The 17,932-nt window shown below is 30.8% G+C and carries 16 protein-coding genes; 9 read left to right on the forward strand and 7 right to left on the reverse strand.

The annotated features are described in order from the left end of the window. Positions 1-65 precede the first annotated feature (65 nt). Complete coding sequence (locus tag ACKGJI_RS03470; protein ID WP_458701169.1) at positions 66-1,895, forward strand: ABC-F family ATP-binding cassette domain-containing protein; 1,830 nt, start codon at positions 66-68, stop codon at positions 1,893-1,895. A gap of 277 nt (positions 1,896-2,172) precedes the next feature. On the opposite strand, the gene ACKGJI_RS03475 is transcribed toward ACKGJI_RS03470, so the two are convergent. Then, positions 2,173-3,969: a TRAP transporter permease gene (locus ACKGJI_RS03475; RefSeq protein WP_458701170.1), complete on the reverse strand. Its 1,797-nt coding sequence runs from the start codon at positions 3,967-3,969 to the stop codon at positions 2,173-2,175. 8 nt (positions 3,970-3,977) lie between these two features. Beyond that, positions 3,978-4,928 carry a TAXI family TRAP transporter solute-binding subunit gene (locus ACKGJI_RS03480; RefSeq protein ID WP_458701171.1) on the reverse strand — a complete coding sequence of 317 codons (951 nt, stop codon included), beginning with the start codon at positions 4,926-4,928 and terminating at the stop codon, positions 3,978-3,980. A gap of 75 nt (positions 4,929-5,003) precedes the next feature. On the opposite strand from ACKGJI_RS03480, the gene ACKGJI_RS03485 reads away from it, so the two are divergent. From ACKGJI_RS03485 to ACKGJI_RS03515, 7 genes are read left to right on the forward strand one after another with little or no spacing between them, the layout of a single operon-like run. Beyond that, a complete protein-coding gene (locus tag ACKGJI_RS03485; RefSeq protein WP_458701173.1) occupies positions 5,004-5,843 on the forward strand; it encodes a CvfB family protein in 840 nt (279 codons plus the stop codon). Positions 5,844-5,884: 41 nt separating this feature from the next. Beyond that, positions 5,885-6,100 (forward strand): hypothetical protein, encoded by a 216-nt coding sequence (locus ACKGJI_RS03490; RefSeq protein WP_458701174.1) that lies wholly within the window; start codon positions 5,885-5,887, stop codon positions 6,098-6,100. A 1-nt stretch (position 6,101) separates the two neighbouring features. Next, entirely contained in the window at positions 6,102-6,386 is a 285-nt protein-coding gene (locus ACKGJI_RS03495; RefSeq protein ID WP_458701175.1) for a type II toxin-antitoxin system RelE family toxin, read from the forward strand. Continuing rightward, complete coding sequence (locus ACKGJI_RS03500) at positions 6,383-7,591, forward strand: BaiN/RdsA family NAD(P)/FAD-dependent oxidoreductase (RefSeq protein WP_458701176.1); 1,209 nt, start codon at positions 6,383-6,385, stop codon at positions 7,589-7,591. The genes ACKGJI_RS03495 and ACKGJI_RS03500 overlap by 4 nt, the downstream gene beginning before the upstream one ends. A gap of 2 nt (positions 7,592-7,593) precedes the next feature. After that, positions 7,594-8,871: a sensor domain-containing diguanylate cyclase gene (locus tag ACKGJI_RS03505; protein ID WP_458701177.1), complete on the forward strand. Its 1,278-nt coding sequence runs from the start codon at positions 7,594-7,596 to the stop codon at positions 8,869-8,871. 45 nt (positions 8,872-8,916) lie between these two features. Beyond that, positions 8,917-12,813, forward strand: a complete 3,897-nt coding sequence (gene dnaE / locus ACKGJI_RS03510; protein WP_458701179.1) for a DNA polymerase III subunit alpha — start codon at positions 8,917-8,919, stop codon at positions 12,811-12,813. Then, complete coding sequence (locus ACKGJI_RS03515; RefSeq protein WP_458701180.1) at positions 12,813-13,661, forward strand: exonuclease domain-containing protein; 849 nt, start codon at positions 12,813-12,815, stop codon at positions 13,659-13,661. Before dnaE ends, ACKGJI_RS03515 begins: the two co-directional genes overlap by 1 nt. On the opposite strand, the gene ACKGJI_RS03520 is transcribed toward ACKGJI_RS03515, so the two are convergent. From ACKGJI_RS03520 to ACKGJI_RS03540, 5 genes are read right to left on the reverse strand one after another with little or no spacing between them, the layout of a single operon-like run. After that, on the reverse strand, positions 13,658-14,065 hold the full coding sequence (locus ACKGJI_RS03520; protein WP_458701182.1) for a CBS domain-containing protein: 408 nt from the start codon (positions 14,063-14,065) through the stop codon (positions 13,658-13,660). The two genes, ACKGJI_RS03515 and ACKGJI_RS03520, sit on opposite strands and share 4 nt — an antisense overlap. Then, complete coding sequence (locus ACKGJI_RS03525; protein WP_458701183.1) at positions 14,066-14,419, reverse strand: transcriptional regulator; 354 nt, start codon at positions 14,417-14,419, stop codon at positions 14,066-14,068. Beyond that, the gene (locus tag ACKGJI_RS03530; protein WP_458701184.1) at positions 14,420-15,916 is read right to left on the reverse strand and encodes a DUF1538 domain-containing protein; all 1,497 of its coding nucleotides are present in this window, start codon (positions 15,914-15,916) and stop codon (positions 14,420-14,422) included. It abuts the gene before it with no gap. Beyond that, positions 15,910-16,932, reverse strand: a complete 1,023-nt coding sequence (locus ACKGJI_RS03535; protein ID WP_458701692.1) for a sensor histidine kinase — start codon at positions 16,930-16,932, stop codon at positions 15,910-15,912. The genes ACKGJI_RS03530 and ACKGJI_RS03535 overlap by 7 nt, the downstream gene beginning before the upstream one ends. Further along, the gene (locus ACKGJI_RS03540) at positions 16,932-17,324 is read right to left on the reverse strand and encodes a DUF234 domain-containing protein (RefSeq protein WP_458701693.1); all 393 of its coding nucleotides are present in this window, start codon (positions 17,322-17,324) and stop codon (positions 16,932-16,934) included. The genes ACKGJI_RS03535 and ACKGJI_RS03540 overlap by 1 nt, the downstream gene beginning before the upstream one ends. Here ACKGJI_RS03540 and ACKGJI_RS03545 point away from each other — a divergent pair. After that, positions 17,260-17,424: a hypothetical protein gene (locus ACKGJI_RS03545; RefSeq protein WP_458701185.1), complete on the forward strand. Its 165-nt coding sequence runs from the start codon at positions 17,260-17,262 to the stop codon at positions 17,422-17,424. The genes ACKGJI_RS03540 and ACKGJI_RS03545 overlap by 65 nt on opposite strands. Positions 17,425-17,932: the final 508 nt, after the last annotated feature.

Here is a 17,932-nt window from a genome sequence, read left to right on the forward strand (position 1 = left end):
CCCTTCTTTAAGGGCTTTTCAAAATTTGTTTTTAAAATGATATAATTCGATAAAAAAAGATTTATATGATACAACTTACAAATATTTCAAAAAGCTTTGCAAAACAAGAGCTTTTTTCCAACCTTAGTTTTAGACTAAATGCAAAAAATCGTGTTGGTTTGGTAGGGCGGAATGGTAGTGGAAAATCTACTCTTTTTAAGATAATATTAGGTGAAGAACAGCCTGATGACGGAGAAATCTCAATTCCAAAAAACTACAAGATAGGTGCGCTAAAACAACACCTTGGTTTTAGCGAAGCTTCACTTTTAAAAGAGGCTTCACTTGCGCTTGATGAAGAGCATAAGTATGATACTTACAGGGTTGAGAAGATTTTGTTTGGGCTTGGATTTAGCAAGGATGATTTAGAAAAAAATCCTCTTAGTTTTTCAGGAGGTTATCAAATCAGGATTAACTTAGCTAAACTTTTAGTTACTGAGCCAAATTTGTTACTTTTAGATGAGCCTACAAACTATCTTGATATTGTATCTTTAAGGTGGTTAAGAGAGTTTTTAAAAAGCTTTGATGGAGAAGTAATCCTCATAACTCACGATAGAGATTTTATGGATAGTATCACAACTCATACTATGGGAATAGTTAGAAAAAAAGTAAGCCTAATAGAGGGTAATACACATAAATTTTATGAACAATTAAAAGCAAATGATGAGTTACATGTAAAAACAAAAATATCACAAGATAAAAAGATAAAAGAGCTTGAAGAGTTTATTGCTAAAAACAAAGTTAGAGCTTCAACAGCAGCCCTAGCCCAATCAAAAATGAAACAGCTTGAAAAGATTGAAAGACTTGAAGATATAGTAAATGAAGCAAGATTGAAGTTTGATTTTAATTTTTTGCCAACTCCTGCTAAAAATTTACTTGAAGTTAAAAATTTGAGTTTTGGATACACTAAGGATAAGATTTTATTTGAAGATATCTCTTTTACACTTAAAAAAGGTGAGTGTTTAGGGATAATCGGAAAAAATGGAAAAGGTAAATCAACTCTTTTAAATGTTTTAAGCGGTGAGCTAAAACCACTTAGTGGTGAGATAAATCTACATGTAAGCACAAAATTTGCTCATTTTGGGCAAACCAATATAAACCATTTAAATTTAGAAAATACAGTTTTCCAAGAGATTTATGGCTCAAACGAAAAGCTTTCTATGGCAAGAGCTAGAAGTATTTGTGGTGCTATGATGTTTAGTGGAGATATGGCAGATAAAAAAATCTCATTACTCTCAGGTGGTGAAAAAAGTAGAGTAATGCTTGGCAAGATTTTGGCTGAAGAGGTAAATTTACTGTTTTTAGATGAGCCTACAAATCATTTGGATATGGATTCGATTGAGTCGTTAAAAGAGGCTATTAAAAACTTTGAAGGCTCAAGCATCATAGTAACTCACTCAGAAGATCTTTTAAGAGCACTTGCTAGTAGATTAATAGTTTTTGCCAAAGATAAGGCTGAACTTTTTGATGGGAATTATGATGAGTTTTTAGAAAAAATAGGATGGGAAGAAGAAGAGGTAGAAAAAAAGGAAAAAACTAAGCTAAAATCAGATTACTATCAAAATAAAAAGCAAAGAGCATATCTGATTTCTCAAAGAAATAAAGAGACTTCACCATTGAAAAAAAAGATAGAAAAACTAGAGCAAGAGATAATAAAAACAGAAGAAAAACTACAAATTGCTCAAGATGAGCTTATAAAAGTTTCAAGCAGTGGCGATAGTGGAAAATTAGCAGAACTTTACAAAGAAGTAGCAAGTATGGAATCAAAAATTGAAGAGGATTTTGAAGAGTTAGAAGAGTTACAAAACAGACTTGATGAAATTATACAAGAGTATGAAACAAAAATAATATCTTTGTAATTTTAATTGACCTTACGCACTATATATAGTTCTTGATAAAACAAGAAGGCGTTATATGCAAGGCAGATTTTTGAAAGCCTAGCCAAAGCTAAGGTGAGAAAATCTAACGATGTCAGATAATGCCTTATTGTTTTACCCTTTGGGTGCTTTTTGCAACACTCCCCCCCCAGGCGTTAAAAAGTTTCAAGTTACCTACGGGTAGCTTTTCAACTTTTTACCTACCAATGAAATGTTGCAAAAAACATCAAGTACTACATATAGTGCGTAAGGTCAGTTTTTAAAATGGAAACATTATAATCCCTATCGCAATTAATCCCATCAAAAGTCTTAGCGGTTTTGATAAATTATCATTTACTAAATAATTTGAAAGTATTGCTAAACCAAAAGCAATTTTTATAAATGATAATATTGCAAAAACAAAGTGAGTATCAGGATAAATTAGGTATTGATTTGCTATAAAAGCTATAGGGACTATGTAAAGTCCAATCCCTAGTTTCATAGCTTTTGAGGCTACTTTTATCCAGTTTGTCTCAGCCATACCTGAAGCTATAAAAACAGTTCCACAAACTGGTGGTGTAATAGTAGATAAAAGTGCAAACCAAAAAATAAATAAGTGAGTTTGAAGTGCAGAAAGTCCATATTCTTGTAAAATTGGTCCGGCAACTGCGACACAAATAATGTAAGCAGCTGTAGTTGGAACTTCCATGCCTAAAATAAGGCAAGCAATAGCAGTTAAAATTAAAGCAATCCAAAGTTGACCACTTGAAATAACTAAAATAGCAGAGGTTATTTTTACTCCAACACCAGTTATGTTTAAAACACCAATTATAATACCTGCACAAATTATAACTGAAGCAATAATTGAAATTTGTTTAGATGCTATTATACTACCATCTAAAAATTTGATTATAAAGTTTTTAAATGATATTTGCCAATTTTTATCTATAATGAGTAAAGCAATACTTGCAAATATTGCAAGAGCTGCAGCAAACTGAGGAGTTCGTCCAACAAATAAGAGTGCATATAGTAATATACTAAAAGGAATCAAGAAAAATGGACTTAGCTTTAAAACATAATTTAAAGATGGAATTTCATCTTTATTCATAGCTACTAAATTGTATTTTTTTGCAAATACATCGATACCGATCCATACTGTAAAAAAAAACAAAATTGCAGGAAATATTGCTGCGCTCATAATAGCAGAGTATTTTACGCCTAATAATTCAGCCATAATAAAAGCACCAGCGCCCATAAGAGGAGGCATAATTTGTCCTCCAGTTGAAGCAACTGCTTCAACTGCTGCTGCTAGACTTGACGGATAGTTTAGTTTTTTCATAGTTGGTATTGTAAATGCTCCAGTAGAAGCAACATTTGCTGAAGCTGAACCAGAGATAGAACCAAAAAAAGCTGAGGCTAGTACAGAAACTTTTGCAGCTCCTCCTCTTAGTCTTCCTGCTAATTTTGTTGACATAGACATAAACGCATTTCCACCTTCACCTACTCCTACAAAAGCGCCAAGTATTACAAATACAGCAACTACATTTACAGAAATTCCCGTAAGTGATCCAAATATACCACCTTCTGCTATAACTAGAGTTCCTAAAAAACTTTCTATTGGTATCTCTTGGTGGCCAAAGTTTCCAGGTATATAGTGTCCGAAGAGACCATAAGCTAAGGCAATAAGAGCTGTTAGCGGTAAAGCAAGTTTTATAGCTCGCCTTGCCATTTCTAATACAGAAAGAATTAGAACTATAGAAATAACAAGCTGAAGATTCCCTTCTAAAGAGCCATATTGATCTTCTAGGTCTATATGGTAATTTATTATGTAATACGTGGATAAAAGAGCAGCAATAAGTAAAATAAATCCAAAGTATTTTGTAAAATTAGATACCTTTGAATTATCTCCTAATAAAAACACCCATGGCAAAACAAGAGCAAGGTGTAATGGACGACTAACTAAATTTGGCATTAGTCCTGTAAAAATCAAATATATATGAAAACCAACAGTAATAAGAGAAAAAGAAGCTACTAACAAATATTTATATGAAAGTAGCTTTTCTTTAGTAAAGTTCATATATTAATTTACTTTAAATTCTCAGGTATATTAGCTTTTATTTCTTTATAATATTTTAAAGCACCCTTGTGTAATTTTGTGTTAAAGATTGCTAAATCTTTTGTAGTAATTGCTTTCCACCACTTGTTTTGTTTTTCTAAATTTGGTTTAGATTCCCAAAAAGCTTTAGTAAGTTTATATGCTACATCTTCACTCATGTTAGTTGTTGTATATACTCCAACAGGAAGAGTAGTAGTTACTATATCTTTGTCTATTCCAGCATAAGTGCCAGCAGGAATTATTAATTTAGTTCTCTTAGTTTTCTTAATTTGATCATCACTCATGCTTAAAATATTGATTTTAACAGTCGAAGCTGCTTCTATAACATTTGGGGCAGGGTATGATCCTGCTGTTGCAAAAGCATCAATTTGTCCATTTTTAAGAGCAGCAACAGCTCCTGAAAGTTCTGCTCCTACTAGCTTTACATCTTTTTCTAATCCAAATAGTTTAATATATTTTGCAGCTTCTTTAGCTCCAAATGATCCTTTTCCAATAAGTAGTGATTTTCCTCTTAGATCGTCAAAGGTTTTGATACCAGAATCTTTTCTTGCAACTATGTGCATAGTTAGATATGGTATTGGAAATAGTGATCTTATTTTTCTATAAGCTTCAGGATTATCTTTTTTAAACATCGCTTTTTTGTTTTGTGCTAGTTTTACTAAAACAGGTGGTGTAGTAAATACATAATTTCCTTTTCTTTTTCTTGCCTCTTTTACATTTTGAACAGATCCTTGAGATTCTTCTATAGTTATTTTTAATTCATTGTTTGAAGTTTTTGATATATTCTCTCCAAGTTGAACTGCCATTTGATAGTATGATGATGTTGATTTTGCTGATTTGTAAGTAATCCTTATATCATCACTTGCATTAGCAAAAACTGAAAAAAACATTATGCAAAATAGCACCTTTAATAATTTCATGATTTACTCCTAGTTTTAATTTCTTTTATTGTACCAATATATGTTGTTTTTATCAAATATACGATAGAATATGTTATGAATGAAAAGATAAAATTAGGAGTAGTAAATACTCTACAAATAGACAGAGAAAGTGACCATGGTTACTATTTGGTTGCACTTGACGGAGATGACGTACTTCTTCCTCGTGCTTATGTAACGAAAGATATGAAAGTAGGAGATGAGATAGATGTTTTTGTCTATACTGACTCTGAAGATAGATTCGTTGCAACTACAGAGCGTCCAAAAGCGATGCTTGATGAATTTGGCTATTTTGAAGTAGTTGGAGTCGAGAATTTTGGTGCTTTTGTTGATTGGGGTTTGCAAAAAGATTTGTTTATTCCCAAAAAGTATCAAAAAATACCACTTGCAGTTGGTATGAAATTTGTATTTAGGGTTTGTTTGGATGAAGATAGTGATAGACTCTTTGGCGCTCATAAATTCAATGACTTTTTATCAAAAGATACTAAAAAACTAAAAACTAATCAAGAAGTAAAATTAATCATAAGAGAAAAAACACCTCTAGGTTTCAAAGTAATCGTTGATAATCTTTATGATGGTATGATTTTTCACAATGAAATTTTTGAAGATATTTGGATTGGTCAAAAAAAGATTGGGTATATTAAAAAAGTTAGAAGTGATGGAAAACTTGATGTTTCACTAAGACCTATTGGCAAGGCAAATGAAGAAATTGCAACTTATAGGATAGAAAAAGTTTTAAGAAAAAATGGTCGCTTTTTAGAGTGCAATTACAAAAGTGATCCCAAACTTATAAAAGAGCTTTTTGGACTTAGTAAAAAGAGTTATAAAAAAGCTTTAACAGAACTACTTGATAAAAAAATCATTAAACTTTCTGAAGATGGTATAAGCTTGATTTAAACACAAATTTGGTGTATAATTATACACTAAAGGAGATAATTATGGGTACAGCAAGATTAAATATAACAATACCAGAATCATTAAACAACGATATAAACCACTATGCAGAGGAATTAGGCAGAAAAAAAAGTCATATTATAGCAGCAGCTTTGGATATGTATTTTGATTATATTGACCTTAAAATGGCTGAGAAGAGATTGGAATCAGATGAACCTACTTATTCATTAAAAGAGATGAAAAAAGAGTTAGGTCTATAATTTGTATAGCATTGAATTTAGCCGTTCTACAAAAAAAGAGTTAAAAAATATAGACAAATATCATCAGCATTTTATTATAAACTCTTTAGAAGAGTTTATTAATAAGTTTTCTAATGAGTATGAAATTTCTTTGTTAAGAACTGGAAAAATTAAAAAACTTCAAGGTAAAAAAGAGGCTTTATTTCGTTTAAAACTTCGCTCTTATAGAGTTGTGTATAAAAAATATAAAAATAGATTAGTAATCTTAGTTTTACATGTAACTTCAAGAGAAAGTGCGTATAAGTGATAGCTATCATTGGGGCAGGGGCTAGTGGATTGGTTGCTAGTATTGTTCTTGCTAGAAGAGGCTTTAAGGTTTTAGTGTTTGAAAAAAATAATAAAATAGGCAAAAAACTTTTAGCAACTGGTAATGGAAGATGCAATATTACAAATAAAAATATTTCATTATCAAACTACTACTCTTCAAATCCAAAATTTATTAAACCAATTATTGCTAGATTTAGTACTTCTACATGTAGAGATTTTTTTGAGCAATTAGGCATAGATATGATTGAGGGAGAAAATGGAAGACTTTATCCTAGAAGCCTTCAAGCTTCGAGTGTTGTAAATCAGCTTGTATATGAGGCAAAAAGACTTGGAGTAGAATTTATTTTAAATACAAATGTAAAAAGTATTTCAAAAAATGAGAAGTTTTTTTCTTTACATGTAGAAGATGATAAAACTTATAAAGCGAACAAAGTTATCTTAGCAGCGGGCTCAATTGCTATGCCTACTCTTGGAGGAAGTGTTAGTGGATATGAGTTAGCCAAGAGTTTTGGACATAAGATTGTTTCTATACATCCTAGTTTGGTACAACTTGTAACAAAAGAGGATTTAAAAAGTGTGGCTGGTGTTAAGCTAAATGCTAAGGTTAAACTGCTTGTTGATAATGAAGTAAGATTAGAAAAAGAGGGTGATTTTTTATTTACAAATTATGGGGTATCTGGAAGTGTTATTTTAGATATTAGCAGGATTGCATCTCATGCTTTGTTGTATAAAAAAGATGTAAAAGTCATAGTTGACTTACTTCCTGAATTTAGTAAAGAAAGATTAAAAAACATACTTAAAAAAAGACTTGATTACGCACATCAAAAGAGTGTAAAAGATTGGCTTGATGGATTTTTAAATTCTAAATTGGCTCTTTTTTTGGCAAAAAAGCTAAATCTACAATTGGCTTCAAGTTTAAATCAAAAATCACTTAGTAAACTTGTGTATGAACTTAAAAATTTTGCGTTACATGTAGAGGATACAAAAGGGTTTAAAAGTGCTGAAGTGTGTGCAGGTGGAGTTGATACAAAAGAGATAAATCCTAATACTCTTGAATCAAAATTTGCAAAAGGGCTTTACTTTTGTGGAGAAGTTATGGATGTTGATGGTGATTGTGGAGGTTATAATTTGCACTTTGCCTGGGCTAGTGGGTATAATGTTGGCTTAAGTATACAAAAGGGATAAAAATGAAAGAGAATATTCCAGTTTTTGATTTAGAAAGTTATGTAAAACTTCTTCATGAAACGGCAAATGTTGTTATATTGATGCTTGATAAAAAAGCAAATATATTATATGTTAATAGTTATATTGAAGATTTAACAGGTTACAAAAGAGAAGAACTTATAGGTAAAAATTGGATAGAAATTTTTATACCAAGCTTATATGATGAAGAAATTGACAATGTATTTCATGATGTTATAGAAAATAAAAATATGCATTGGGGAAATGAAAATGAAATAGTTTGCAAAGATAACAGTTTAAAAATGTTTTCTTGGAATAATTCTCTATATTTTGATAGAGACGGCAATTTTGAAGTAGTACTTTCAGTTGGAAAAGATATAACACAATTTAAAGAAGCAGAAAAAAATTTAAAAAATACAATAGAAGATCTGAAATTAGAGCACAAAAGTAGAGAGTTTTTATTTAATCGGTTTAATAATATACTAATAGAAACTGATGGTGAAAATATGATTAATGCCAACAAACAATTATTGGAGTTTTTTGGCTATGATAGTTTGGATAAATTTAAAGAAGATACAAAGTGTATATGTTATAGGTTTATTGAACACAATGATTATTTTCATCTTGGGCTAGTTCCCAAAGAAGATAATTGGATAGATGTATTAAAGAAACTTCCAAAGATTAAGCAAACTGTTGTCATGCTAAATAAAGATTATGAAAGCCGTGTATTTAAGGTTAGGTTTTCTTCTTATACTGATAAAAAATTTTTAATATATTTTGACGATGTAACTGAATTAATGGAAGAGGCAAAAAAATATGAGTATAAAGCATATCATGATAATTTAACAGGCATTTATAATAGAGAAAAATTTAACTTAATTTTTAATAATTTAAAAGAAAAAGTTTCTTTTATTATGTTTGACATTGATCATTTTAAAAAGGTCAATGATACTTACGGACATGATATCGGAGATAAAGTTTTAAAAGAACTTTGTAAATGTGTTTCCAAAGAGCTTAGAAGTAGGGATATTTTTGTCAGATGGGGTGGCGAAGAATTTATTATTATGATTCCTTTTTTAGGCGAAAAAAAAGCGTTTAATATAGCACAAAGAATTCGCATGAGAGTTGAAAAATTAGATATCAAAGGTTTACCGAAAATTACAATTAGTTTGGGTGTAACTAATCTATTAGATAAAAAAGATAAAGATGATGCTATAAAACGTGTTGATAAAGCACTTTATGAAGCAAAAGAAAGCGGAAGAAACAGAGTTGTAGAATTGTAGAATTTAAGTAGCTTTTTTGTAAAATAAAAACAAAAAAGATACACTATGAGCAAATTTACACACTTACATTTACACACAGAATTTTCACTTCTTGATGGGGCAAATAAGATCCCAGTCTTAGCTAAAAAAATCAAAGATTTAGGTATGAACAGTGTTGCTATGACTGATCATGGCAATATGTTTGGAACAATTACTTTTTACAATGAAATGAAAAAAAATGGTATAAAGCCTATCATTGGGATGGAGGCTTATATACACAATGAAGATGATATAGGAGATAAATCAACAAGACAAAGATTTCATCTTTGTTTATATGCGAAAAATGAAATTGGCTATAAAAATCTTATGTATTTAAGTAGTCAAGCCTATATGAATGGATTTTACTACTACCCTAGAATCAACAAAAAATTACTTCGCGAACATAGTGAAGGTTTAGTTTGTAGTGGAGCTTGTTTGCAAGGAGAAATTCTTTGGCATTTAAACACAAATAATTCAAGAAATCTTCAAAATGGAGCAAAAGGGTACGAAAGAGCTAAAGAAGTTGCCTTGGAATATAAAGAGATATTTGGAAATGATTTTTATATCGAAATTATGAGGCATGGTATCAATGATCAATTAGCAATTGATAAGCAACTTATCCAAATATCTTTAGAAACAGGCATCAAGTTAATAGCAACTAACGATACTCACTATACTGAGCAAAAAGATGCAGAGGCTCATGAAGCTTTTATGTGCATTGCTATGAATAAACTTTTTGATGATCCAAACAGACTAAGACACAGTGTACATGAGTTTTATGTAAAATCTCCCGAGGAGATGGAGAAGCTTTTTGCTGATATCCCTGAAGCCATTTCAAACACTCAAGAGATAGTAGAAAAATGTAACCTAGAAATAAAACTAGGAAATCCAACACCACCAAATTTTAAATTTACAAGAGAAAAAGCAAAAGCTCAAAACCTTACTTTGCCAGAACCTGAAGTCGAATACTCTATGGCAAATGATGAAGTTCTGTTTATCCATGAGTGTAAAAAGGGTTTGGAAAAAAGACTTCAAATTGTTCCAAAAGAGAAGCATCAAGAGTATAGAGATAGACTGCAAGTAGAGATTGATATAATAAACAGTATGAAGTTCCCCGGATATATGCTTATTGTTTGGGATTTTGTGAATTTTGCTAAATCAAAAAAGATTCCAGTAGGTCCAGGAAGAGGAAGTGCTGCTGGTTCTTTAGTTGCTTATTGTCTTTTTATTACAGATATTGATCCAATTCCTTATGGATTACTTTTTGAGAGATTTTTAAATCCTGAAAGAGTTTCCATGCCAGATATAGATATGGACTTTTGTCAAGCTAGGCGTCAAGAAGTAATTGATTATGTTGTAGAAAAATATGGTAGGGAAAATGTTGCTCAAATCATCACTTTTGGTAAACTACTGGCAAAAGGGGTTATCCGCGATGTTGCTAGGGTTTTAGATATGCCATATGCTCAGGCTGATGCAATGGCTAAGTTGATTCCGGATGAACTAAAAATAACACTAAAAGATGCTTGGGAGAAAGAGCCAAAGATAAGAGAGCTTTGTGAAAGAGATGCTAATGCAAAAAGAGTTTGGGAGTACTCTTTAGCTTTGGAAGGTCTAAATAGAAATGCCGGAACACACGCGGCTGGTGTTGTTATATCAAATGAGCCATTATGGAAAAAAACTCCTCTTTTTAAACCAAGTGGTATGGATACTATCGCTACTCAATACAATGGAAAATATGTAGAAGATGTAGATTTAATCAAATTTGACTTTTTAGGACTAAAAACATTAACTGTTATTGAGTGGGCAAATCAACTTATAGAGAAAAAATATGGTAAAAGAGTAGATTTCTTACATGAAGATATTTCTGATAAAGGGGTTTATGAGCTTATTCAAACAGGAAATACAATTGGCTTGTTTCAGATAGAATCAAGTGGTATGCAAGATTTAGCTAAAAGGTTAAAGCCTTCATCTTTTGAAGATGTTATCGCGATGTTGGCACTTTATAGGCCAGGTCCTATGGAATCAGGTATGCTTGATGATTTTATAAACAGAAAACATGGACTTGCAAAGATTGATTATTTTTATGATGAGTTTGAAGAACCACTAAAACCTATACTTGAGCCTACTTATGGAGTTATTGTTTATCAAGAGCAAGTTATGCAAATAGTTCAGGTAATCGGTGGCTTTTCTTTGGGTGGTGCAGATTTAGTAAGAAGAGCTATGGGTAAAAAGATTAAATCTGAGATGGATAGGTTAAAAGGCGAATTTGCTGATGGTGGGGAGAAAAAAGGATACAATAGAGCACATTGTGAAGAACTTTTTGATTTGATTGTTAAGTTTGCAGGATATGGTTTTAACAAGTCTCACTCGGCTGCTTATGCGATGGTTACATTTTATACTTCATTTTTGAAAAAATACTATCCAACAGAGTTTATGGCGGCACTTTTAACTAGTGAAAAAGATAACACAGACAAAGTTGTTCGTTATGTTGATGAGGTCAAAAGGATGGGCTTTGAGCTTGTTCCACCTGATATTAACCATTCGCACCTTGTTTTTAGTTCAAACAATATCGATGGTAAAGAAGTTGTTATGTTTGGTATGGGTGCCCTAAAGGGTGCTGGTGATGTTGCGATAAAATCTATACTAAAATCAAGGCAAGAGGGTGAGTTTAAAGATTTAAGCGATTTTATTAGCCGTATTGATGGCTCTAAAGTTAACAAAAGAGTAATCGAAACTCTTATAAAATCTGGCGCATTTGATTGCTTTGGATATTCAAGAAGAGCTTTGCTTGAGCAATTAGAGTATATAGTAGAGTCTGTTAAAAAAGCAGGAGAAGTTAAAAAACAAGCTGTAGGAAGTCTTTTTGGAGATGACGAGGAGATAAATTCGGTTGAAATCAAACTTGAAGAAATGCCAGAATATGATAGTAAAGTAATCCTAGAGTTTGAAAAAGAGTCTTTAGGTTTTTATGTGTCAGGTCACCCACTAGATGATTTTAGAGAAATAATCGAGTCAATTCCTCATACACTCTCATCACATCTGCAAGAGGCAAAAGAAGGAAAAACTCTTTTTATTGGGAAAATTGATCATATCCAAGAAAAAATAAGTAAAAATGGCAATAAATTTGGCATAGTAACAATCATGGATTTTCATGGAAACCTTGAGTTTATGGTTTTTAAAAGTATCTTGGATAAACTAGAAATTATGGATCAGCAAAAACCAGTAGGTTTTGCAGTAGAATTAAAAAAGGATGATAGAGGTGTCAAAATCAATTGTAAAGATGTTCTTTCTTTTGAAGAATTAAGCAATCAAAAAGATAAAGCAAAAGTCTTAGAAGAGTTAAAAGAAGAGATTGATGAAATTCCTCATACAAAATCAAGTAAAATCAAAGAATTTGAAAATGCAAAGGTATTTTTTATAGGAAAAGTTGATAGCGTAGATGAAAAAATGAGTAGCAAAGGAAATCCTTATGCTTTTGTTAATGCTTTTGATTTAGAAGGAAGCATTGAGTTTATGGTTTTTGAAAAACAGCTAGAAAAATTAAATAGTTTAAATTTAGAAAAACCAATTGGTTTTTTACTAGAAATAAAAAAAGATAATGAAAAAGTAAGAATTTCTGCAAAAGGTGTTTTTACACTAGAAGAATCAAAAAAGAAGAAAAATAGCATAAAACAAGATGAGCCAAAAGAAATCAAAGAAGAGCCTAAGCCACTTCCGCCAACTACTGTAAGGATTGAGCTTAGTGATGAATTTGATGTTTTAGAAGAACTTTATAAGCTTGTTAGAGAACACCATGGAAGAAGTGAACTTCAACTTGTGATAAATTCAAAGCTTGTAGATGTAAAAATCAATACATATTTAAAGATAGATCCAATAATAACAAAAGAGATAGAAAAATTAGAAGGTATTGAGGTGATAGGTTAATGGCATATAATATATTTTTTGATACCGAAACAACAGGGATTGGGAGTGAAGATGAGATTGTTCAAATTGGAGCGATTATTACCAATGAAAAAGGAGAACTTTTAGAAAATGGAGTTTTTGATGAGCTTTGTTCAACTTTAGTTCCTATTAAACTAAAAGCTATGGCAACTCATGGAATAAGACCAGAAGATATAAAAGACAAATCAGAGTTTAAAAAATCTCGTTTTTGGCAAGTTTTAAATGAATTAAATAGTGAAGAAAACTACCTCATTGCTCATAATTTACCTTTTGATTTGAGTATGATTCAAAAATATGGATTTACTAACAAGTTTAAGCTTATTGATACGCTAAAGTGTGCCATGCATCTATATAATATAAAAGTTCCCCACTCAAGTGCAGGTTTTGCTCAAGAAGATTTAATTGAAGAAGAGATAAGAGATAAAACAAACAACATAGTTCCAGACTATCAGCTTCAAACTTTTAGATATAAGCTTTTTAGTAAAGCTGATGAGCAAATAGAGATGCAAAAGTATAATGTAGAAGTCAAAGCTCATGATGCTATTGGTGATGTTTTGATTTTGAAGATGTTTTTAAAAGAACTTTTCATAAGAACTAAAAGAGAATTTGATTTAGAACTTTCAGAAGTCATGGATAAATTGGTTGAACTGTCAAATACTCCAGTTAAATTAAATATGATGACTTTTGGAAAATACAGAGGAATGAGTTTTGAAGATATATATAGGCTTGATAGAAGCTATCTTGAATGGCTTCTAAGAGAGCAAGAAAAATCTGGTGACAAGTGTGATTTAAATCTAAAATTTACACTTGAGAGTTGGTTGAAGAGTTAACTCTCTTCAACCTCTTTTACACTTTTAAGTAATTCACTTAAGATATCAGTCATAGTAAGTATACCTTCAAGTTCATTGTTATCAATCACTAAAAGTCTTTTAACTCCACTATTTACCATGATTTGAGCGGCATATTTTAGGTCTAATTGTTCACTTACTTGAAAAGCTGGTTTTGAGTAAATATCATATACTCTTAATAAGTCAATATCTCCATTGTTTGCTACTATTGAAGTTAGTATATTTTTGTAAGTGAGCATTCCATATGCATCATGGGGTTTTAGTTTATCTACAACAAGTGATTTTACTTTTTTTTCTCTCATGATATTAAGCGCTTCTCTTACTGGAACCATTGGGGAAACTTTTACTATGTTTTCTGCTTTTATCATGATATCTTTAACTAACATTTATAACTCCTCTAAAATTTCTTTTTCAAACAATTCAACTTCTTTACTTTCCATTCCTGTTAAGTGAGTAAGAGGAAAAGTAAAGACCATACCATTTGAGTTGTCATCATTGTGTAAACCTAACTCTTTTCTAAAGGCTTTAAAAACTTTCATACTAAGTTTTAAAGGTAAGATAAAGAGTAAAACACTTACATTTTCTTCTAAAGTTAGACCAAAAAATACTTTTTTTTCTTCAAGTCCTATGCTTTTTCCATGTAAGATTGTAACTCCTCCAGCTCCAGCTTTTTTTGCTATGTCTATTGCTTCTTCCTCTTTTGAATCAGGAACAATCGCAACTAATGATACAAATCTCATCTATATTTCCTTTTGTGTTTTTATTTGAGCTATTATGCCATATCCCATAACTGTAATCATTGGGAAAAGCGAAGCAAAAGCTATAAGTCCAAATCCATCAATGAGAGGATTTCTTCCATCTATATTTTCAGCCAAGCCTAGTCCTAAGGCTGCAACAAGAGGTACAGTAACAGTAGAAGTTGTAACTCCACCACTATCATATGCTATTGGGATTATATATTTTGGTGCAAAATAAGTCATGATTATAACTACAATGTAACCTACTATTATATAATAATGAAGTGGATCACCACTAATAAGCCTATATGCTCCAAGAGCAATTCCAAGGGCCACGCCAAATGCAACTGAAATCCTAAGTGTTTTTTGATTTATATTTCCATTACTGATTTCATTTGCTTTTATCGCAATCGCAATTAGTGCAGGTTCAGCCATAGTTGTTGAAAATCCTATCATAAATCCAAATAGATATATTAGATAATGATTTCCCATAGAAGTAAGAGCAAATGCAATACTCTCTCCGATAGGAAACAACCCAAGTTCTAAGCCAACTATAAAAGCATCAAGCCCAATTATAAGTAAAATGACTCCTACGATAACTTTTTTAAGATGTGGAATTGGCTTTTTTATTATGATATATTGGAAAAAAGAGATAACTAAAAGGATTGGTAAAACATCTTTTATAACCCCTAAAAATTCTATAATCAAATTGTATAATCCAAATCTATTTACATGCTCAACAACTTGGGCACTACTAGTTGTTAGAGTTGATACATCTGAAGTTGAGCCAAAATTATAAACTATGATTCCAAAAACTTGAACAAATATCATGGGAGTTAGTGAAGCAAAAGCGATAAGTCCAAAACCATCAATTGCTGGGTTTCTTCCTTTAATCGAAGAGCTAAGACCAATGCCAAGAGCTGCAACAAGTGGTACAGTGACAGTAGAAGTTGTAACTCCTCCACTATCATAGGCAAGTCCAATGATTTGGATAGGAGCAAAAAATGTTACACTAACAACTATAATGTATCCAGCTATTATGTAGTATTGTATTGGATGTCCTAAAAGGATTCTTAAAACTCCCAAAGAGATTGCAAAACCTACTGAAAATGCCACTGTTAAGCGAAGAAAAAATGCGTCTATTCGTCCATCACTTATGATTGAAGCTTTATTTGCAATTGCAATGAGAGCTGGCTCAGCAATGGTTGTTGAAAAGCCTATTAAAAATGCAAATAACAAAAGCCAAAATATTGAGCCTTTTTTTGCAAAATCATTTGCTAAATTTTCTCCAACAGGAAATATCCCAATTTCCAAACCTCTTATAAACAAAGCAAGTCCAGATGCTACAATAAAAAGTCCAATACAAATAGCTACAAGATCATCAGGCATACTTTTGATGATAAAAATCTGAAAAAAAGCAACAACAGCTATGATAGGTAGTAAATCTTTTGATGAGTTTTTTAAGTCTTGAACAAATAGTTTTAAACTCTCTATTAGCATTTATCTTCCCATATTATTTTAAAGCCTTTTGGATTTTCAAGTAATTCTATCTTTCCATTGTGTGCATTTATGATTTGAAGGCTAAGAGCAAGTCCTAAGCCATGACCTTTTGTTTTTGTTGTTTTAAATGGTTCAAAAAGTATATTTTTGTTTTCTATATCTTTACCATTATCTATTATATCTATTTCAAAATTATGATTTGCTTTTTTAAAAGCCAAGTTTACTTCACCCTCACTGTTATCACTATCTTCAATGGCATCAATTGCGTTAAAAATAAAGTTTTGAAGAACTAAAACTAAAAGTTCAATATCTCCATATACTAATGTTTCTTGAAAATCAAAATTAAAATTTATATCTTTTGAGTAAGTGTACTGCTCTATAGCTAAATTGCATTCATTTTCTAAATCTTTTAAGTTAAAGTACTGAAAGTTTGGCTGAACACCTTTTGTAAAAAGTAATGTGGCCTTTATGATTCTCTCAACTCTCCAAATTGATTTTTTTATCTCTAGTACTAAAGGTTTGTTTTCGATGCTCACTCTTTTAAAAAGAGTTGAAGCTAAAAGTGCAACTGAGCCTATTGGGTTTCTTATTTCATGAGATAGATGAGCTGCTACTTGTCCCATGGAAGCTAGTCTTTCTTTTCTTTTTTCTTGAGTGATATCAGTAGCACTAATGACAGTTTTATCTACATGTAAAGCAACTTTAACAAGATAGTAAACTCCATCACACTCAATCTCTTGAGTTGCCTCTTCTAAGTTTATATGGGCTAAAAGATTGCTTATTTTTTTTGCTTCTGAGTTTTGTAAAAAAATCTCTTTATCAGCATCTAAAACCCAAAGTGCATTTGGTTGTACTTCTATGATTTGTGCAATGAAATCTTGTAAAGCAGTGTAAGATTTGTTTAATTGCTTATACTCTTCTTCTATAACATAAGTCTGATTTATAAGGTCTTCTAAACCTTTTTTAAATATCTCTTTTTCTTCATTGCTTAAAGAGTTTAGTAGTTTTTCATCTATCAATATAAGTTCCTATCCATAAGTAATCCCTCAAAATCTTTTAATTCATATAATAAAATTTGTTTGTCATTAATCGCTTTTAACTCTTTACTAAAACCACTTTTTGAAAACAATGCAAAATAATCTGGATTAATATCTGCTCTTTGGCATTTTGCTTGAAGCTTATTTAAAATATTTTTACATATTTTGTGATTTTTCCATTTTGCCTCACCTGTGATTATTGTACCATCTTTTTTTTCAATAAGTAAGTCAATCTCAACTTTTTTATCCCAGTATGAGCCATGATTTAAAATATTTTCTTTTTTATATTTGTGTATTAAAAGCTCATTGCTTAATTCTTCAAAACTAAGACTTATAAAACTCTCTATATTGTCTATTATATTTTGTAAAATTTCATCTACATGTAAAGATTCTTTGATTGCTGGAGCGATGAATGTAAACCAAAACCTTGTAAAGTTATCAACAAAATGGATTTTATCTTGGATTTTATAGTGTCTTAGGCTTTTTTTGATTAATTGTCTTTTAAATTCTCTTTTTGGTTTTTCTCTGCTTTTTTCTCTTTTGATTATATTTTTTTCATAAAGTGCTTTAAAAAGAGCCCGTCCTCTTAGTTGTGAAATATTTTCTTTTTCGTATATAGTGTAATTTTTCCTATCACCAATTGCTAAGCGAGTAAGGATTGAGTTTAAATCTTCTTGGAATTTTTCATCATCATCATATTTAAAATAAACTTTTAATTCTTCAATCCTATCTATTATATTTATTTTTATACATGTAAATAAATCATCATCAAGTTTTAAATACTCTAAAAAAGGATGCCCAAAAAAAACAGAGTAAAATTCTATAGTTTCTTGAATATTAAAATAGTTAAATTGTTTGTGAAACTTACTAAAATTGTTTATTAGACTTCTCCTTGGGTAGTTTTTTAATTATAACATATTTTAAGTATTTTTGCAGTATAATCCCCCGACTTCGAGATTTCTCCCAGCCATAATTATTT

The sequence above is a fragment of the Sulfurospirillum sp. 1307 genome (assembly GCF_054408545.1).